Source organism: Ferrimonas lipolytica (assembly GCF_012295575.1).
Lineage (GTDB): Bacteria > Pseudomonadota > Gammaproteobacteria > Enterobacterales > Shewanellaceae > Ferrimonas > Ferrimonas lipolytica.
On record NZ_CP051180.1, the window covers coordinates 496,893 to 515,368 of the forward strand.

At 50.0% G+C, this 18,476-nt stretch carries 16 protein-coding genes and 14 tRNA genes; 23 read left to right on the forward strand and 7 right to left on the reverse strand.

Annotation, left to right across the window (positions count from 1 at the left end):
• Position 1: 1 nt before the first annotated feature.
• The 14 genes from HER31_RS02395 (at position 2) to HER31_RS02460 (ending at position 1,551) form a co-directional block, all read left to right on the forward strand.
• A tRNA-Val gene (locus HER31_RS02395) sits at positions 2-77 on the forward strand.
• 36 nt (positions 78-113) lie between these two features.
• A tRNA-Glu gene (locus HER31_RS02400) sits at positions 114-189 on the forward strand.
• 77 nt (positions 190-266) lie between these two features.
• Positions 267-342: transfer RNA gene (locus tag HER31_RS02405), tRNA-Val, on the forward strand.
• A 7-nt stretch (positions 343-349) separates the two neighbouring features.
• A tRNA-Ala gene (locus HER31_RS02410) sits at positions 350-425 on the forward strand.
• A 34-nt stretch (positions 426-459) separates the two neighbouring features.
• Positions 460-535, forward strand: a tRNA-Glu gene (locus HER31_RS02415).
• A 36-nt stretch (positions 536-571) separates the two neighbouring features.
• A tRNA-Val gene (locus HER31_RS02420) sits at positions 572-647 on the forward strand.
• Between the two features lie 36 nt (positions 648-683).
• Positions 684-759: transfer RNA gene (locus HER31_RS02425), tRNA-Glu, on the forward strand.
• A 35-nt stretch (positions 760-794) separates the two neighbouring features.
• Positions 795-870, forward strand: a tRNA-Val gene (locus HER31_RS02430).
• A 36-nt stretch (positions 871-906) separates the two neighbouring features.
• Positions 907-982, forward strand: a tRNA-Glu gene (locus tag HER31_RS02435).
• 77 nt (positions 983-1,059) lie between these two features.
• Positions 1,060-1,135, forward strand: a tRNA-Val gene (locus HER31_RS02440).
• Between the two features lie 7 nt (positions 1,136-1,142).
• A tRNA-Ala gene (locus HER31_RS02445) sits at positions 1,143-1,218 on the forward strand.
• 34 nt (positions 1,219-1,252) lie between these two features.
• Positions 1,253-1,328 (forward strand) — tRNA-Glu (locus HER31_RS02450).
• Positions 1,329-1,363: 35 nt separating this feature from the next.
• A tRNA-Val gene (locus HER31_RS02455) sits at positions 1,364-1,439 on the forward strand.
• Between the two features lie 36 nt (positions 1,440-1,475).
• A tRNA-Glu gene (locus HER31_RS02460) sits at positions 1,476-1,551 on the forward strand.
• 590 nt (positions 1,552-2,141) lie between these two features.
• On the opposite strand, the gene HER31_RS02465 is transcribed toward HER31_RS02460, so the two are convergent.
• The gene (locus tag HER31_RS02465; RefSeq protein ID WP_168659103.1) at positions 2,142-2,768 is read right to left on the reverse strand and encodes an arylesterase; all 627 of its coding nucleotides are present in this window, start codon (positions 2,766-2,768) and stop codon (positions 2,142-2,144) included.
• Here HER31_RS02465 and HER31_RS02470 point away from each other — a divergent pair.
• Entirely contained in the window at positions 2,740-3,423 is a 684-nt protein-coding gene (locus tag HER31_RS02470) for an ABC transporter ATP-binding protein (RefSeq protein WP_168659104.1), read from the forward strand. The two genes, HER31_RS02465 and HER31_RS02470, sit on opposite strands and share 29 nt — an antisense overlap.
• Positions 3,424-3,425: 2 nt before the next feature.
• Complete coding sequence (locus HER31_RS02475; RefSeq protein WP_168659105.1) at positions 3,426-5,897, forward strand: ABC transporter permease; 2,472 nt, start codon at positions 3,426-3,428, stop codon at positions 5,895-5,897.
• A gap of 22 nt (positions 5,898-5,919) precedes the next feature.
• Here HER31_RS02475 and HER31_RS02480 read toward each other — a convergent pair whose 3' ends face one another.
• Positions 5,920-6,810: a TIGR01777 family oxidoreductase gene (locus tag HER31_RS02480; protein ID WP_168659106.1), complete on the reverse strand. Its 891-nt coding sequence runs from the start codon at positions 6,808-6,810 to the stop codon at positions 5,920-5,922.
• 10 nt (positions 6,811-6,820) lie between these two features.
• Positions 6,821-7,195 carry a dihydroneopterin triphosphate 2'-epimerase gene (folX, locus tag HER31_RS02485; protein ID WP_168659107.1) on the reverse strand — a complete coding sequence of 125 codons (375 nt, stop codon included), beginning with the start codon at positions 7,193-7,195 and terminating at the stop codon, positions 6,821-6,823.
• Between the two features lie 44 nt (positions 7,196-7,239).
• Between folX and HER31_RS02490 the strand changes: the two genes are divergently transcribed.
• Together HER31_RS02490 and HER31_RS02495 are read left to right on the forward strand one after the other, a co-directional pair.
• On the forward strand, positions 7,240-8,328 hold the full coding sequence (locus tag HER31_RS02490) for an AI-2E family transporter (RefSeq protein ID WP_420811014.1): 1,089 nt from the start codon (positions 7,240-7,242) through the stop codon (positions 8,326-8,328).
• Positions 8,328-9,233, forward strand: coding sequence for a class I SAM-dependent methyltransferase (locus HER31_RS02495; protein WP_168659109.1), 906 nt, complete (start codon positions 8,328-8,330; stop codon positions 9,231-9,233). Before HER31_RS02490 ends, HER31_RS02495 begins: the two co-directional genes overlap by 1 nt.
• On the opposite strand, the gene HER31_RS02500 is transcribed toward HER31_RS02495, so the two are convergent.
• Positions 9,222-9,443 carry a hypothetical protein gene (locus HER31_RS02500; protein ID WP_168659110.1) on the reverse strand — a complete coding sequence of 74 codons (222 nt, stop codon included), beginning with the start codon at positions 9,441-9,443 and terminating at the stop codon, positions 9,222-9,224. The genes HER31_RS02495 and HER31_RS02500 overlap by 12 nt on opposite strands.
• A gap of 569 nt (positions 9,444-10,012) precedes the next feature.
• Here HER31_RS02500 and ggt point away from each other — a divergent pair.
• Positions 10,013-11,734, forward strand: coding sequence for a gamma-glutamyltransferase (ggt, locus tag HER31_RS02505; RefSeq protein ID WP_168659111.1), 1,722 nt, complete (start codon positions 10,013-10,015; stop codon positions 11,732-11,734).
• A 28-nt stretch (positions 11,735-11,762) separates the two neighbouring features.
• Here ggt and HER31_RS02510 read toward each other — a convergent pair whose 3' ends face one another.
• The gene (locus tag HER31_RS02510) at positions 11,763-12,191 is read right to left on the reverse strand and encodes a hypothetical protein (RefSeq protein ID WP_168659112.1); all 429 of its coding nucleotides are present in this window, start codon (positions 12,189-12,191) and stop codon (positions 11,763-11,765) included.
• Positions 12,192-12,391: 200 nt separating this feature from the next.
• Here HER31_RS02510 and HER31_RS02515 point away from each other — a divergent pair, with 200 nt between their 5' ends.
• Genes HER31_RS02515 through HER31_RS02530 form a run of 4 tightly spaced genes read left to right on the forward strand, consistent with a single transcriptional unit; the run spans position 12,392 to position 14,588 of the window.
• Positions 12,392-13,081, forward strand: coding sequence for a DUF1538 domain-containing protein (locus HER31_RS02515; protein WP_168663101.1), 690 nt, complete (start codon positions 12,392-12,394; stop codon positions 13,079-13,081).
• Entirely contained in the window at positions 13,069-13,821 is a 753-nt protein-coding gene (locus tag HER31_RS02520; protein ID WP_168659113.1) for a DUF1538 domain-containing protein, read from the forward strand. Before HER31_RS02515 ends, HER31_RS02520 begins: the two co-directional genes overlap by 13 nt.
• A 15-nt stretch (positions 13,822-13,836) precedes the next feature.
• The gene (locus HER31_RS02525) at positions 13,837-14,187 is read left to right on the forward strand and encodes a P-II family nitrogen regulator (RefSeq protein ID WP_168659114.1); all 351 of its coding nucleotides are present in this window, start codon (positions 13,837-13,839) and stop codon (positions 14,185-14,187) included.
• Positions 14,184-14,588 (forward strand): CBS domain-containing protein, encoded by a 405-nt coding sequence (locus HER31_RS02530; protein WP_168659115.1) that lies wholly within the window; start codon positions 14,184-14,186, stop codon positions 14,586-14,588. The genes HER31_RS02525 and HER31_RS02530 overlap by 4 nt, the downstream gene beginning before the upstream one ends.
• A 396-nt stretch (positions 14,589-14,984) precedes the next feature.
• Here HER31_RS02530 and pta read toward each other — a convergent pair whose 3' ends face one another.
• Together pta and HER31_RS02540 are read right to left on the reverse strand one after the other, a co-directional pair.
• Positions 14,985-17,129: a phosphate acetyltransferase gene (gene pta / locus HER31_RS02535; protein ID WP_168659116.1), complete on the reverse strand. Its 2,145-nt coding sequence runs from the start codon at positions 17,127-17,129 to the stop codon at positions 14,985-14,987.
• 57 nt (positions 17,130-17,186) lie between these two features.
• Complete coding sequence (locus HER31_RS02540) at positions 17,187-18,374, reverse strand: acetate kinase (protein WP_168663103.1); 1,188 nt, start codon at positions 18,372-18,374, stop codon at positions 17,187-17,189.
• Positions 18,375-18,476: the final 102 nt, after the last annotated feature.

The window sequence follows — 18,476 nt, forward strand, 5'->3', positions numbered from 1 at the left end:
TGGGCGATTAGCTCAGTTGGGAGAGCACCTGCCTTACAAGCAGGGGGTCACTGGTTCAAGCCCAGTATCGCCCACCATTTTCTTTAGTTCGGAATTAAAACGAACTGTCCGGGGTCCCCTTCGTCTAGAGGCCTAGGACACCGCCCTTTCACGGCGGTAACAGGGGTTCGAATCCCCTAGGGGACGCCACTTATTTTGTGGCTCATCTATTGCAGATGAACACATTGAGTTAAGTCATTAGGCCGACTTGATTCAACCGTAGATTTGGGCGATTAGCTCAGTTGGGAGAGCACCTGCCTTACAAGCAGGGGGTCACTGGTTCAAGCCCAGTATCGCCCACCAAATCTATGGGGCTATAGCTCAGCTGGGAGAGCGCTTGCATGGCATGCAAGAGGTCCGCGGTTCGATCCCGCGTAGCTCCACCAACTCTTTTCATCGGAGTTTAAACGATGGTCCGGGGTCCCCTTCGTCTAGAGGCCTAGGACACCGCCCTTTCACGGCGGTAACAGGGGTTCGAATCCCCTAGGGGACGCCACTTTTTTCAAATGATGTGTTGATTAACATATTGTTTGGGCGATTAGCTCAGTTGGGAGAGCACCTGCCTTACAAGCAGGGGGTCACTGGTTCAAGCCCAGTATCGCCCACCATTTTCTTTAGTTCGGAATTAAAACGAACTGTCCGGGGTCCCCTTCGTCTAGAGGCCTAGGACACCGCCCTTTCACGGCGGTAACAGGGGTTCGAATCCCCTAGGGGACGCCACTTTTTCAAATGATGTGTTGATTAACATATTGTTTGGGCGATTAGCTCAGTTGGGAGAGCACCTGCCTTACAAGCAGGGGGTCACTGGTTCAAGCCCAGTATCGCCCACCATTTTCTTTAGTTCGGAATTAAAACGAACTGTCCGGGGTCCCCTTCGTCTAGAGGCCTAGGACACCGCCCTTTCACGGCGGTAACAGGGGTTCGAATCCCCTAGGGGACGCCACTTATTTTGTGGCTCATCTATTGCAGATGAACACATTGAGTTAAGTCATTAGGCCGACTTGATTCAACCGTAGATTTGGGCGATTAGCTCAGTTGGGAGAGCACCTGCCTTACAAGCAGGGGGTCACTGGTTCAAGCCCAGTATCGCCCACCAAATCTATGGGGCTATAGCTCAGCTGGGAGAGCGCTTGCATGGCATGCAAGAGGTCCGCGGTTCGATCCCGCGTAGCTCCACCAACTCTTTTCATCGGAGTTTAAACGATGGTCCGGGGTCCCCTTCGTCTAGAGGCCTAGGACACCGCCCTTTCACGGCGGTAACAGGGGTTCGAATCCCCTAGGGGACGCCACTTTTTCAAATGATGTGTTGATTAACATGTTGTTTGGGCGATTAGCTCAGTTGGGAGAGCACCTGCCTTACAAGCAGGGGGTCACTGGTTCAAGCCCAGTATCGCCCACCACTTTCTTTAGTTCGGAATTAAAACGAACTGTCCGGGGTCCCCTTCGTCTAGAGGCCTAGGACACCGCCCTTTCACGGCGGTAACAGGGGTTCGAATCCCCTAGGGGACGCCACTTATTTTTAGTGATTTATCCATTATGGATGAGTACTTAGCTTCGTTACCATTGTTGTTAATAGGTAACGTGCTGGCTTGATACTATGTTATCGACGCTGACACCTAAACCACCTTTACTGGTGGTTTTTTTGTGTCTGCTATTTGGCATTGTTTCGTCGTGGTCGTCTGATACGGCATGGCAATATTTAGTAATATTGCAACTGTTTCGCCAGCTTTAATGCGGTGGAATAATCAAGGCGCTAGTGGTTTTGCTCCTGTTATATTGGCATGTCCCAGCTGTGCTTTAGATTGAGAAACAGCAGTTAATTGGCCAATAAGCAAAAACAAAGGCTGTGTACCCACTAAGTGTTGTTCTTCTGTCGCATAGGAGCAGTTCAGCGAAGCATTTTTGACAGCGACCTAAGGCAGGCGAGATTCCAAAGGGGGGCGAAGCACCGCTTTGGTTGCCGTCACCATCGCGACATACCCCTTAAGAGTACTGCAATCGTTAGAGCCGAAGGATTGATATAAACCTCAACACTTAAACTGTAACACAGCCAAAAACAAAGCCACCGTTATGGTGGCTTTGTTGTATCAGCAATACCAAGACTAACCTGCAACTTGCAGGAACCACTGCTCCATAAAGTCGGCGATCAGCGGTTGAGCTTGTTTATTTGGGTGAATACCGTCCGCTTGCATCAAATTTGGCTTTGGAGCTATTGGCTCCATGAAAAATGGCACTAGGGTTAATTGATGCTGTTCATTAAGAGTTTGAAACACTTGATCGAACTGATCGGTGTAACGGCGACCGTAGTTCGGTGGTAGCATCACTTGTGACAGTAATATTTGGCTGCCGCTGGCGTGTGCCAATTGGATTATTTGATCGAGGTTACGCTGTGTGATGGTTGGCGGAAAGCCTCGTAATCCATCGTTACCGCCCAATTCGATAAAGATCCACTGTGGTTGGTGCCGCGTAAGCAGGCTCGGTAGACGACGTAATGCCCCTCCGCTGGTTTCCCCACTAACGGAGGCATTGATAAGTTCATAGCTATCATTGCGTTGGCGGAGAATATTAACCCAGCCATCGGCTTCGTCCATGCCATAGCTGGCACTCAAGCTGTCACCCAAAATAAGAATTGAAACTGGCTTTGCCCAAGCGTTGCCAACGGTTAACGCTAATAACAGTAGTAATAAGGATTTTCGCACTATGACCTCTTCGCAATCCGCTCCCGCCATTGTTGTACGGGCTCTGAGTCAAAAGGTATCAACCTTAGACGGTACTCTGTCAATCCTTGATGGCGTTAACCTGGAAATTTTACAGGGGCAAAGCGTAGCGATTATTGGATCCTCCGGTGCCGGTAAATCGACATTGCTGTCGTTATTGGCTGGCTTGGATCGTGCCAGTGAGGGTGAGATCTGGCTAGCTGGAGAGCCGTTACATCAATTAGATGAAGAGCAGCGGGCGGCACTGCGTGGACGTAGTGTAGGCTTTATTTTTCAGTCTTTTATGTTAGTTGATAGTCTGACGGCACTAGAAAACGTGATGCTGCCATTGGAGTTAAGCGGTGGCGATGACCCCCATAAACAAGCCAGCCAATTACTGGAACGGGTTGGTTTATCGCAGCGGCTCGATCATTTCCCTAATCAGTTATCTGGCGGGGAGCAACAACGGGTAGCGATTGCCCGAGCCTTTGCCAGCAAACCCCAAATTCTGTTCGCCGATGAGCCAACCGGTAATCTCGATCATCAAAATAGTGAGACGGTGGAGGAGCTACTGTTTAGCCTCAACCGCGAGCTGGGCACTACCTTGGTATTGGTAACTCACGATCTGGAACTTGCCAAGCGCTGTCAACGACAGGTGCGGATGCACGCTGGCCAGCTGGAGGAGTGAGCATGAATCATCGCACCTTAGCGTGGCGCCTATTTCGACGCGAATTAATGCGCGGACAGCTGCGGCTGATCGTGGCAGCACTGGTGCTTGCAGTATTGTCGGTTACCAGCTTAGCGTTGGTGAGCGAGCGATTGCAGCAAGGATTATCGAGTGAGGCCAGCAAGTTTCTCGCCGCAGATCGCGTTCTGCGCAGCCCCAGCAAGATCGATGAAGCGATTATCATCAAGGCAGCCAGCGCCGATCTGCAAGTCGCCCAAGTACTTGAGTTCCAGTCAATGCTGTTTGTTGGCGAACAGCTGCAATTAGTATCGGTTAAGGCGGTAACAGAAAACTATCCGCTGAAGGGCAGCGTCGAAGCGTTAACCACTTTACCTAGCAAGCTGCCTCAGCGTGGCGAGGTATGGTTCGATAGCCGCTTGAATCAACTGCTGCAAGGGCAGGGGAGTCTTGCCGAGCTTGGTGATGCCAACTTTGATGTCAGTGCCAGTTTTGCCCGTTTACCAGATGGTGGCTTTAACGTGTTTGCATCAGCACCGACGGTACTGATGAACCTGAGCGACGTTGAACAAACTGGGGTGATTCAACCGGGCAGTCGTCTTACTTGGCAATATCAATTCAGTGGCGGTGAAGCGGAGCTGGAAACCTTTAGCGAGTGGGTCAAACCTCAGTTAACGACCAGTCAGCGCTGGGTTGATGTAAAGAGCCAAGATTCACCGCTATCCCGAGCGTTAGAACGAGCTGAGCAATTTATGTTGCTGGCGACCTTATTGGGGATCGCTTTGGCTTGTACCGCTGTTGGTGTTGCTGCTCGTCGTTACTGCCAACGCCATTACGATGCCGTTGCCATGTTCAAGACGCTGGGGGCAAGCCATCGCCAGATCCGTGAAATTTTTGCGCTGCATCTTGGCTTAACTACCGCGGTAGGCATCGTCATTGGCCTAGTGTTGGGGTATGCCTCAGCATTCTTGATGATGACGCTGCTGCCGCAAGAGCTCCAACTTGGAGGCTTTACCCCAAGCTTGCGACCACTCTATCTTGGAATCGCTACCGGTGTAATTGCCGCTGCAGGCTTCACCCTTTATCCGATGTTGCGGTTACTGTCGGTGCCGCCGATGCGGGTATTACGTAAAGACGTCGGTCCAATTGGTTTAGCTGGTTGGTTGAATGGCCTTGCTGCAGTGCTGGCCTTGGCGGCGTTAGCGTACATCTACAGCGGTAATTTCACCCTAACTTGGGTGTTGTTGCTTGGTGTTGCAGTGCTAGCGCTGGTTCTCGCGATCCTTGGCTTTGCCATGCTGTCTTGGGGGCGCCAACTGGGTGTTCGTACCGGTTCATCGTTGCAGCTCGCTCTGGCGGGATTGCGTCGTCGTGCAGGGGACAACATCGTCCAGTTGGTTGGCTTCAGCGTTGCATTAATGTTGTTGCTGACGGTGTTAGCCCTGCGGCAGGACCTGCTACAAGATTGGCAACAGCAACTGCCTGAGGGTACTCCGGATCACTTCCTTATCAATATCGCTGATTATCAGCGTGATGAGATGCAGCAGTTTCTGAATGACAATCATGTTAAAGCCACCGATCTGTACCCAGTGATCCGCGGCCGTTTAGGTTCAATTAATGGTGAAACGGTTCGGCGATCCGTGACTAAAGAGGATGAACCAGAGCAGGCACCGCGAGGCATAGGCCGAGAGCTTAATCTAACCTTTAGAACGGAGCTGCCACCAAATAACCCGTTGACTGCTGGGCAATGGTTCGCTGCCGATGCGACCGATGAGGTATCGTTGGAAAGCTCCGTTGCTGATCGGCTAGAGGTGGGCTTAGGGGATAGGTTAAGTTTTGTCATCGATGGTAAAGAGTTCAGCGTTACGGTCACCAGCTTACGTCAAGTGAACTGGGAAACGATGCAACCGAACTTCTTTATGATCTTTCCTCCGGCGGTTCTTGCAGAGTTTGTGCCTACTTACATCGCCAGCTTTCATCACCCAGTGGGGCAACCAGAGTTGGTGGGTACCCTAGTGCGACAATTCCCTACGGTATCGGTGATCGATGTCGGCACAATGATCGCTCAGCTACGTCAGGTGGTGAATCAGGTTTCACTGGCACTGGCGTGGGTAATTGCTGTTGTTGCAGCTGCATCGGCGTTACTGTTGATGGCGCAAACCGAAGCTGGAATGGCGGCAAGACAACAAGAATTGGCGATTATGAGGACCTTGGGTGCAAGTGGTCGCTTACTTCGCGGGGCGGTAACCTGGGAGTTTGTGTTGTTGGGCGCAGTTGCAGGCGTGCTCGCAACACTGGTGGCTGAATTGCTGCTGTGGTTAATTAAAACTCAGCTGTTTGAGTTGGTAGTAACGCCGCATTGGTCATGGTGGTGGTCAATTCCACTGGCCGGTGCGCTGTTTATCGGCACTTTAGGGCGACTGGCCTGCCGCAGGCTGCTAGCAAACAACTGCGCTGTGCTGTTGTCACAGCGCTAATGGATCAATAAAAAGCAAGTGCTCACTTCCGGAATAGGTCGCTAAAACACTGTTCTATTGTGGGAAAGCTAAATTGAAAGCCGACGTGCTGTGTTGCCCGTGGTAACACAGCCTGTCCAGTCAGTAGTAACGTACTCATTTCGCCAAACATTAGCTTCATCGCAGCAGCAGGAATTGGGATAACGCTTGGGCGATGCAGCGCATGGCCTAAAGCCTGCACAAATTGCTTGTTGCTCACCGGTGTAGGTGCTGTCGCATTGAACAGGCCATCGGCTTCTTTGTTGCCCAATAGATAGATCACCAGATCAATCATATCTTGGCGATGGATCCAGCTCATCATCTGGCTGCCGCTGCCTATTTGACCACCTCCGCCCATTTTAAATGGCGGTAACATTTTCGCTAAGGCACCGCCGTCTGGGTGCATCACCAAGCCAATGCGAACAATGCATAGCCGGGTATGCTGCGCTACTTTGCTGGCAATCGCTTCCCATCGAGTACATACCGACGCCGCAAAATCGTTGCCGGTTGGCCCACTTTCATCGACAGGGCTTGAATCTCGCGGGCCGTAAACCCCAATTGCTGAGGCGTTAATCCAAGTCGTTGGACGTTGTTGTGCTGCAAAAAACAGTTTTGTTAGCCTCGTTGTTAGCTGCCAACGACTTGTCTCTATTGCTTGTTTTCGTTGCGGTGTCCAGCGACCGTCACCAATTGGTTCGCCGGCTAAGTTGATGATGGCGTCAAAGTCAGCCAATGATTCAAGCTGTTCTAAGTTACCAAGATAGTGATGTTGCCCCCCGAGCTTTTGCTTGGCTTTAACGGGGTCGCGGCTCAACACCGTGAGTTGGTGATCTGCCAGCGCCGATACCAGCGCCGTACCAATGAAACCTGTGGCCCCAGTAAGGAGAATTCGCATGGCTAAGTCCTTATTCTAATTCGTTTTTAGTCCAGCTGAGTTGCATCGACACCGAATCGGCAAAACGCAAAGCATGGGGCTTATCGATCTCTACCGTCGCGGTTTCGACCCACGCATGCTGACAACACAGCGATAAAACGTCTGCGGTGAGCTTTTCGAGTAGACTGAAGCGTTGATGTTCGACGTGGGCGATGATGCTTTTGCAAATGGTGCGGTAGTTCAATGCATCGTCAATATCTTCACTATTGCGTGCTTTATCAGCGCAGTAGGAGATAGTGGCATTGATGATTACGTCTTGTTTATTGCGGATTTCATCGTCATTGATGCCGATAAAGGTGCGTAATCGTAAATTTTTAATTCGAATAACCGCTTCATTTTGCTTCATAATATCTGCAATTCCCTTTTAGTTATGGATCCAAAGTAATGGCATTGAACCGTATTGATCAAGGCTCAGTTGCGTGGCGTTCGGTTGTATTTCTGGCTTGCATGGTAATTATCTTGGCTGCCATCAAGGCGGCCGGAGATATTCTGGTGCCTTTTCTGTTAGCACTGTTTCTCGCTATCATCTGTAACCCAATGGTGTTGCTGTTGATGAAGGCTAAGCTGCCGCGGTGGTTAGCTATCTTCTCGGTCATGGCCATCGTGATTATGCTTAGCGTGTGGCTCGGCTCATTGGTTGGGGTGTCGATAACTGATTTTCGCAGTCAGTTGCCGATGTACAAAGAACAGCTAACCGAACAGTTGCAGCCGCTGGCCGAATACCTATCGCAATTTAATATTCACCTCTCTACGTCGGAACTAAAGGAACAGTTTGATCCCAGTCGGATCATGGGTTTAGCAACCGACATACTTTCCAGTTTAGGTGGTTTGTTGGCGAATACGCTGTTGATTGTGTTGGCGATGGTATTCATGTTGTTTGAAGCGTCAGGGATCAGCCGCAAATTGCACTTTGCTCTGGATGATCCTCAGATGCGCTTGCAGCAGATCGACCGATTCTTGGAGTCGGTTAACCGTTATCTTGCAATTAAGACCTTAGTGAGCTTCGCCACCGGTATTGTTGTTGGGGTTGGCTTGTATATCATTGGTGTCGACTACTTCCTGCTGTGGGCGCTAGTCGCATTCCTGTTTAACTACATTCCCAATATCGGTTCGATTATTGCGGCAGTTCCTGCGGTGGCATTGGCTTTTCTACAGTTTGGCGTCGGTGGTGCTGCGGCAACTGGAGCGGTGTACGTTGGTTCCAATATGTTTATGGGAAACGTGGTTGAGCCTCGATTGATGGGTAGAACCTTAGGTTTATCAACGTTGGTGGTATTCCTATCATTGATTTTCTGGGGTTGGTTGCTTGGTTCCGTCGGTATGTTGTTGTCTGTGCCGCTGACAATGATTGTTAAAATAGCCTTGGAATCATCCGAAGATGGCCGTTGGCTTGCGGTATTATTAGAGGGTGAGCCACAGATCGTGTCTCAACCTATGCAAGGCGAAGCACTTGCGTCTATTGATAAGGATCCAAAGTAATGCTGTTGTTGCCCCATCTGCCAAAACAATTACCGGCAGAGGAATGTGGACGTCTGTTCCATGGTCGTGGTCACTGTTTTCCTGGACTGGAGGGGATCACCTTAGATTGGTTACCACCGAGCTTATTGTTGACCCAATTTAGGCCGTTAGAGGATGAGCAACGGCAGCAGTTACAACAACAGGTTGAGCAGTGGTGGCAACAGGTCGCTGACTTACCCCTGAGTTTGGTTTGGCAAAATCGCAGCGTTAGCCCTGCCCAAACGGAGGCCTACGGGGTAGAACCTCCGGCTCCACATTGGGCGCAGGAATCTGGATTATGGTTTGAACTGAACCTGCTGCGGGGGCAAAATCATGGTTTGTTCTTGGATATGCTAAACGGCCGTAAATGGGTAAAACAACAGGCGCAGGGGAAGAAGGTATTGAACCTATTCTCCTATACCTGTGGCTTTTCCGTGTATGCCTGCGCCGGTGGTGCCAAAGAAGTGGTTAATCTTGATATGAGCAAGCCAGCGTTAGCTCAAGGCAAGCGTAATCACAGTCGTAATGGCTTTGATAAAGGCGTGCGCTACCTTGGTCATGACCTGTTTAAGACCTTTGGTAAGCTCAAACGTTTGGGGCCTTTCGATCTGGTTGTAGTGGATCCGCCAAGTTTCCAACAAGGCAGTTTTATCGCGACTAAGGATTATCCTAGGCTGTTGCGGCGCTTGGCTGAGATGTTGGCTGTCGATGGTGAGGCGCTGTTATGCTTGAACGCTCCGGAGCTAAGCCGTGCCCACTTGCAGAGTCAGGTAGCGGAATTTGCTCCAGAGTTGGAATTGGTAGAACAGCTTAGCAATCCCGATACCTTTCCTGAAGCCGATCCCGATAAAGGTTTGAAGGTACTACGTTATCGCTTAGCGCAGTAACTGGTTATCCGCCGTACCACCATAATAGCGTTCGATAACCTTACTCAGTTCGGCGGTGTCACTTTCTGGCATCGCCGCGGCTACTGCTAGGATCTCATCTTGAGCGTCAAGCGGTACGCCCATCCCTTCTAGTAGCATTCTGCTGGCCAACGGGTCTTCATCTCGCAACGACATCATCGCCGCTGCTTCATACTCTACAACGCTATTCATAATAGGCTCTCCTCGTTGATACCAGCCTGCGTATATTGTTGGCTTCATCAGAAGAGTTTCTGTTTCAGCTGAATGAGCAAATACGTATTTAGGGCGGCATCTCCTAATCTCAGCATATTGGGGAGACGTTATAGGAGTATTTTGTTCTAAGTGGGGCCTGCTTAGAGCGAGTAGTCATAAAAAACTGTTGTTTAATTACATAGTTTTTTGATTGGACACTCAGTAAAACAATGGCTTGGGTGATTCCTGTTGAAACAAAACCTCAATGGTCAATAAAAACAAAGAGATAGTGGAATTGGTTGTTTTTGCGGCTTATACTTCGGTCGTGATTTTGAAAGGATTGTCCAAAAGAGGTGACCAAATGGAATCGAACGAATATCAAGATGCGTATTATCAAGTTCAAGATGAAGTAGCGGAAGAGTTACCGATTGAGCTGGAAGATGATGTCTTCCTAGATTAAGAGATAAGCGATACAGCAAACAGCGGCCTTTGGGTCGCTGTTTTTGTTTGTGCTTGCTAAAAATAGGTTCATCTTCGACACTAGCTCAAAGTGATAATTAGAGAACATAATGAAGTATTTACTGCTTGTTGGTGCACTATGGAGTAGTTGCGCAATGGCCGCGGAAGCGGAGCCTGAGCCCGAGGCGGCAACTGGATTCCAGCAACAAGGCATCGCCTTTGGCAGCGAGTTTATGGCGGCCACTGCCAACCCACTAGCAAGCACTGCTGCGCAGTCTATTTTGGCCAAAGGCGGCAGTGCCGTAGATGCGGCCATTGCAGCGCAAATGGTGCTGACCTTAACCGAACCACAGTCCAGCGGCATTGGTGGCGGTTTTTTCATGCTCTATTGGGATGCTGACAAATCGGAGTTGGTAAGCCTTGATGCGCGTGAGTCGGCGCCAGCAAAGGCCACGCCGGAACTGTTTATGGAAAACGGTAAACCACTTCGTTGGATTGATGCGGTTGTTGGTGGCCGCTCTGTCGGGGTACCAGGGGTAGTCGCTGGGCTCTACGAAGCCCATCTACGCTATGGTACTTTGCCGTGGTCGCAGTTGTTTACCGATGCGATTGAGCTAGCACAGCAGGGGTTTGTTGTGTCGCCACGTTTGGCCAAGCTGTTAGCCAAGGAGTTTAATCCTGGCCTCAAACGTGCAGGAACTGCCAATGATTACTTTGCCCCTAACGGCAAGTGGCTCAACGCTGGCGATAAGCGCACCAACCCTGAGTTGGCTCGCACCCTTAGCAATATTGCTAAACACGGACCCGCAGCGTTTTATCAAGGGCCATTGGCCCAACAGATGGTTGATGCGGTTAATAGCGATGCGGATCGACCGGGTTTATTGGCGCTTACTGATTTGAATCAATTCGCACCAGTGTGGCGCAAACCCTTGTGCCAACCATATCGCCAATATCAGATTTGTGGCATGGGGCCGCCAAGCTCTGGTGCGGTCGCAGTTGGCCAAATACTGTCAATTCTCGAACCCTTTGCTATCGATAAGATGGCAGTGAACGGCGCTGATTTTGTCCATCATTACGCTCAGGCCTCTCGTGTTGCCTATGCTGATCGCGCCCATTATATTGCCGATCCTGCCTTTGTTGAGGTACCGCTTGAGTCGATGTTGGCACCGTCATATTTGCAGCAGCGCAGTACTAACATCCTGCCAAATAAAGACTTAGGCAAAGTAAATCATGGGATATTTGCACCAGTTCATGGCGCTGATGCCACTGCAGCGCTGCCATCTACCAGCCATATGGTTATTGCTGATAAGGCCGGTAACTTGCTATCGCTGACCTCGTCGATTGAGATGGGCTTTGGCTCGAGTGTGATGGTAGGCGGTTTCTTACTCAACAATCAGCTGACCGATTTCTCGCTGTACCCAGGTGCGGGTAAGCAGTTAGCGGCGAACCGGGTGGAAGCGGGTAAGCGACCACGTTCCTCAATGGCACCAACCATTATTCTGGATAAGCAGGGGCAACCGGAATACGCCCTTGGTTCCCCAGGTGGCAGCAGGATCATCAATTACGTTAGTCAGGTTTCAGTAGCGCTGCTTGATTGGAAGTTGCCGCTGGATGAAGCAATGGCGCTGCCTCGGGTAAGTCATCGTAATGATTATCTGCTTTTAGAGGCCGATACCGCGGTGGCGCAATTGCTGCCAGAGTTTGAACAACGGGGCTATAAGGTACGGATTGCACCACTTAATAGTGGCGTACAGGTGATTCAGCGAACGGGCAGTGGTTGGCTGGGCGCGGCAGATCCGCGCCGAGAAGGGGTAGCACTAGGTAACGACTAGTCGCCAGAGCAGTCACTCAGCTGATGGGTTAGCCATTGTTGCTGAAAGGGTCATCGTACAGTTTGTCGATGATCCAACCATCAGCTGAGTGAGTGAGTCGTAACAATCGATCTTCCCTGACCAACTGTTGTCCTCGATAACCTTCTAACTGGATCAACACTTTAACCGCATCGGAGCTACGGCGGAAAAAGTCGGCATCGACATCGCCGAGCCAGACCTTAGTGTCTGATAATGCCAGCCCGAGCATGTTGCGTTGGATCTGACTGGCGAGCTGGTAGTGCACCATAACCTCTTTGAGCTCAGGACTCACCAATGCCATAGCCTGTTGCGGTTGATTATCGACGTAGATGGCGCTAAAAAACGCTAGCGCCACATCTTCTGGAGCAGCGTGTCGTTCCTCTGAAAAACAGCCGGTGAGTGCGCATACTGTTATCAGAGCTATGATAAATCTGTTCACGGCATTAATTCCTTTAAGTATTGAGAGCAGTATGCCGTCCTATTGACGCAGTGCAAGCCGAACATTCTTGATTTTGATCAATCTTAAAAGAAACTCACCTGTGGTTTAATGTTGAACAGGATTTGATATGGCGACAGGGCAGGGAATAGTTGAAGTCGTTAAATATCTTCAAAATTTTTAGGGACAGTTGCCGCGATTTGATGCCAATTGTTATGGTGGTGGCATTTTTTCAGTTTGTGGTGTTAGGCCAACCATTGCCAGGTGTGAGTAACATATTGCTTGGCATGGTATTGGTGGTGTTGGGATTAACGCTGTTTATCTTTGGCTTGGAACTGGCGCTGTTTCCGTTGGGAGAAACCTTAGCTAAGGCCTTTGCTAAGAAAGGCTCGCTGTTTTGGCTATTGAGCTTTGCCTTTCTACTTGGATTTGGCACCACTGTTGCAGAGCCAGCGTTAATCGCCGTTGCCGCTGAAGCCGCTGAGGTAGCGGCCGGTGCTGGCGCCATCGTTGCAACTGAACTAGCACAGCAAGTCTATGCGGATGATCTGCGTATGGTGGTGGCGCTGTCTGTTGGCTGTGCCATCGTACTTGGGGTGCTGCGCATTCTTTTTGGCTGGCCCATCGCCTACATCATTATTGCCGGCTATATCATCGTGATGGTACTCACCGTCTTCGCTCCTGCGGAGATCATCGGTATCGCCTATGACTCCGGTGGCGTGACTACTTCAACCATTACCGTTCCGCTTGTTACTGCATTAGGTGTGGGCCTTGCATCCAGTATTGCCGGTCGTAATCCGATGTTGGATGGTTTTGGCCTCATCGCATTTGCGTCGCTTATGCCAATTATCTTTGTATTACTGTTTGGAATTGTAACTACATGGAATGGCTGACGGATCTGTTTCAAACCCTTATCGCTACCGTTGCTGATGTCATTCCTATTATTGGCGTGCTGTTTGGTTTTCAATATCTGGTGTTACGCCAGCGCTTGCCGGCACTATCGCAGAAACTGCTTGGCTTAGGTTGTGTCATTGTTGGCTTAAGCCTGTTTTTGGTTGGCTTGGAAAAAGCGCTATTTCCCTTGGGGGAGATGATGGCCAGCCAATTAACGGCGCCAGAGTTTTTAGGTATTGGGGCGAACCCATTCTGGTGGCAGTACTACTGGGTATATCTGTTTGCCTTTGCCATTGGCTTTGCTACCACCATTGCTGAGCCTTCGTTGATTGCGGTGGCTATCAAAGCGGAGGAGGTCAGTGGTGGCACCATCAAACCTTGGGGTTTACGCATAGCTGTAGCGCTAGGGGTGGCTTCTGGAATCGCCCTTGGTGCCTATCGAATTGTTGTTGGCGATCCACTTCATTGGTACATCCTTTCGGGCTACTTTGTCGTAGTAGTGCAAACCCAATTTGCGCCAAAGATGATCATCCCTTTGGCTTACGATTCCGGTGGCGTTACCACCTCAACTGTGACGGTTCCTTTGGTTGCGGCGTTGGGGCTTGGATTAGCTTCGGTGATCCCTGGACGTAGCCCACTTCTGGATGGTTTTGGCCTTATCGCCTTTGCCAGCCTGTTCCCAATTATAACTGTGATGGGCTATGCCCAACTGTCGGCGTGGCAACAGCGCCGAGAATAACAATAGAGGTGCGCAATGCGTTTCAAACTGATTATTGCTTTTGTGGATGAGGAGAAGTCGCAAGACTTAGTGCATGCGGCCCGGCAAGTAGGTGCTACCGGTGTTACGCTGATTAACCATGCTCAAGGGGAAGGATTGAAGCCGAAGAAAACCTTTTTCGGACTGACATTAGAGAGCCAACGGGATGTGCTGTTGTTTGTGGTAGAGGAACATATGGCTCGTGAAGTGTTGGAGAATTTAGCCAAGGTTGGTGAGTTTGACGACAGCCCAGGTACCGGTATTGCGTTGCAGATAGACGTAGAAGATGCGGTAGGGGTTGCTCACCAGATCGAGTCTATTAGCGATAGAGTGGAGCAGCAGCTATGACCAAGGAACGAGTGTCTGTAAAGGATGTGATGACCCAGCATTGGATTGCAGTCGATGGTATCAAAACCATTGCCGAAGGGTTGGGGGAAATTCAGAGTGAGCGGATTGATGCATTCATTATCAATAAGCGTGATCAACATGATGAATATGGCCTAGTGCTGCTCTCCGACATCGGTAAACAAGTGTTGGCCAAAGGACGTGCGCCTGAGCGGGTTAACCTTTATGAAATTATGTCGAAGCCGCTTATTTCAGTGCAGTCCGATATGGACATTCGTTACTGCACTCGCTTGTTTGAGCGATTTGGGTTGCATGTGGTGCCAGTGGTTGATGATGGACAGGTCGTTGGTGTCGTGACCTATCGTGAATTGGTGGTGCAAGGGTTGAAAAGTGCCATTCATTAATCGTAACCATACCAAGGTTATCCACAGAATCTGTGGACAAGGTTGTTGAAAGAATGGGATTGTTACCCTAAGTTAATGATTTGAATCGTTATATTTTTCGGTTTGAAAAGCGCACTAAGGCGTTAAATTGCCAACAAATATGCACATTTAGAGTAAATTAACTGCTCCGCGGTAGATGATTGTTAATAAATGTCGCTATTTAGCTAGCAATTTGTGTCATTCAGTAGCCATAAAAAGGCTGTGTCGTAGTTAGCTGTTGAAGTTTATCTTAAGCCTTCGGCTCTGCCGATTTTGGTGCTTTAACAGCATTGGGAAGAGCAACACTTAGTTGGTACACAGCCATAAAAAAACCGGACATTAAGTCCGGTTTTGTTGATGCGTATAAACGAGCGTTGATTATACCGCGTCAGAACCCGCTTGGATTGCGGTTAGAGCGATGGTGTAGACAATGTCTTCAACCAATGCGCCGCGAGACAGATCGTTTACTGGCTTTCGCATACCTTGCAGCATTGGACCAATAGAGATCAAGTCAGCGGAGCGCTGTACCGCTTTGTAGGTGGTGTTACCGGTATTCAAATCAGGGAAGATGAATACGGTAGCTTGGCCAGCTACTTTACTGTTGGGTGCTTTAGATGCAGCTACGTTTGGCATAACCGCAGCATCGTACTGCAGAGGACCGTCGATCAGCAGATCAGGACGTTTCTCTTGAGCGATGCGAGTGGCTTCACGTACTTTTTCAACGTCGGCACCGGCACCAGATGAACCAGTAGAGTAAGAGATCATCGCTACTTTTGGTTCGATACCAAAGGCTTTGGCAGAATCGGCAGATTGAATTGCAATCTCAGCCAGCTGCTCAGCGTTTGGATCTGGGTTAATCGCACAGTCACCGTATACCAATACTTGATCAGGCAGCAGCATGAAGAAGATTGACGAAACCAGGGAGGAGCCCGGTGCGGTTTTGATCAACTGCAGCGGTGGACGGATAGTGTTGGCTGTGGTGTGAACCGCGCCAGAGACCAAGCCATCTACTTCGTCTTGAGCCAACATCATGGTACCCAGTACCACAGTGTCTTGTAATTGCTCGCGAGCAACGACTTCGGTTAGACCCTTGTTGCGACGAAGCTCGCACATTGGTGCTACGTAACGTTCAAGTGCAGCGTTAGGATCGACGATGGTTACGCCGTCACCCAGAGTCACACCCTGTTGCTCTGCAACACGACGGATCTCTTCAGGGTTACCTAGCAATATACATTCAGCAATACCACGTTCAGCACAGATAGCTGCAGCTTGAACGGTGCGAGGTTCATCACCTTCAGGCAGTACTACACGCTTCTTCGCTTGGCGTGCAAGTTCAGTCAGCTGGTAGCGGAATGCGGCAGGAGATAAACGGTTCTCACGAGTAGAGTTGTCGGTCAGACCTTCGATGAATTTACGATCGATATGAGAGGCAACGTAGTTTTGCACTTCTTCGATACGTTCCATGTCATCCAGTGGTACTTCGTGGTTGAAGTTTTGGATGTTTAGGGCAGTCTGCCAAGTGTTGGTATCAGCAACCATTACAGGCAGGCCGGTATCAAACGCTTGCTGACATAGGCGGGTAACCTCTTCGTCCAGCTCGTAGCCGCCGGTTAATAGCAGGGCGCCAAGCTTCATGCCATTCATTGCCGCCAAACATACAGATACTACAATATCAGTACGGTCAGCAGAAGTTACTAGCAGCGAGTCAGCTTGTAGGTGACCGATCATGTTCGGGATAGAGCGAGCACAGAAAGATACACGACGCAGGCGACGAGTGTGCATATCACCAGCACTGAGTAAGCGTGCACCTAAGTGCTTAGCCAGATCAGATGCACGAGGTGAAACTAGGCCCAAGTTGTATGGGATAGCGCCTAAGATCGGCACTGGGCTAGCAGCAGACAGCTGGAACATTTCAGCTTGGGAACCGCGGATAACGCCTTCCAAGTCAAATGCTTCAGATAGGTCTGGGCGAGCACGACCGCGCTCATCAACTGGTGCACCGATCTTATTTACTACGGCACCTAAGATACGTTGGTTGCTCTTACCACCGAAGTTATCAACAGCAACCTCTAAACGGCTTTGAACCTGAGTAGCAGAGTCGGAACCTGGGTTAATAACCAATACGATGTCAGCATCCATCGCTTTAGCGATGCGAGCGTTTAAGGTGTTAGCGAATGGGTGAGAACGTGTAGGAACCAAGCCCTCAACAACCATTACTTCAGAATCGCTATCAACAGATTTAGCTGCACCAACAATCTCTTCTAGTAGCGAATCGGTATCGCCGGTAGAAACAAGCTTTTCAGCAAACTCAATCGCCATTGGCTCAGGCGGGTTGATGTTCGGGAAGGTGCTCATGATGGTGGTAGAACGTTCTGGGCCTAGGTCGCCAGGACGTTGTTGGGCAATCGGCTTAAAGAAGTTAACTTTAACGCCTTGACGCTCTAAAGCACGAACCATACCCATGCTTACTGAGGTCAAGCCAACTCCGGTACCTACCGGAATCAACATAATAGAACGAGACATCGAATACCTCTTGTATTAATAAAAACGGGCTCCAAGAGCCCGTTTATCAAAAGCGGTTTAGATAAGCGCTAATGCATCTGAAGCGATAACATACTCTTCGTTGGTTGGGATCACCATGGCTACAGGAGAGCCTTCTTTAGTGATGATACCTTCGTTACCGAAACGAGCAGCAGTGTTCTTAGCGTCATCAACGTCGTAACCGAAGATAGCCAAGTGCTCAAGCACCAGCTTACGGATCAGGTCAGAGTTTTCGCCGATGCCACCGGTGAAGATGATTGCATCAACGCGCTTCAGCGGTACGGTGTAAGAAGCAACGTACTTAGCCAGACGGTAGCAGAACACTTCCATTGCTAAGGTAGCGCCAGCGTGACCGTCAGCGAAGCCTTCTTCGATGCCACGACAGTCGTTGGTCAGCTCAGACAGACCCAACAGACCAGATTGCTTGTTCAGCATATTGTTTACTTCATCTAGGGTGTAACCTAGGTTGTCTACCAAGTGGAAGATGATCGCAGGGTCCATATCGCCAGAGCGGGTACCCATTACGATGCCTTCCAGTGGGGTAAGACCCATAGAAGTATCAACAGACTTACCACCGCGTACAGCAGTTACAGAACCGCCGTTACCTAGGTGACAAGTAATTACGTTAGTGTCTTCTTTCTCTTTACCCAGTACTTTTGCTGCTTCTGCAGAAACGTACAGGTGAGAAGTACCGTGCATGCCGTAGCGACGGATGCCGTGCTCGCGGTACAGCTTCTGTGGAATAGCGTAGCTGTATGCTTCTTTAGGCATAGACTGGTGGAACGCGGTGTCGAATACAGCAACTTGTGGCAGGTTGCCAAAAGAAGCTTGAGCGCTACGAATACCGATCAGGGCTGCAGGGTTGTGCAGTGGTGCTAGAGAAGCACACTCTTCGATACCAGCAACTACTTCATCAGTGATGAGCATTGACTTGGTGTACTTTTCGCCGCCGTGTACAACACGGTGACCAACTGCTACCAGCTGTTCAGCCAGCTCTGCAGGCAAGATTTTGTCAACGATGTAAGCCAATGCTTCACGGTGTGCTGCGCCAGCACCCAGATCCGCTTGACCCTTCTCACCATTCAGTTTCCACTTGGTACGAGCATCAACTAAGTTGAAACACTCAGCCAGACCAGACAACTTCTCGTCGCCAGTTAACGCATCGATCACGGCGAACTTCAGAGAAGAACTACCACAGTTAAGAACCAGAACAAGTTTGCTCATTATTTCAACACCTAATGTAAGATTTCGCTGACTAATAGCCGCTGGGGTAGCGCCATTCGACAGGCAAAGATGGCAGAAAATACCATTATAGTCGCGACCGATTCG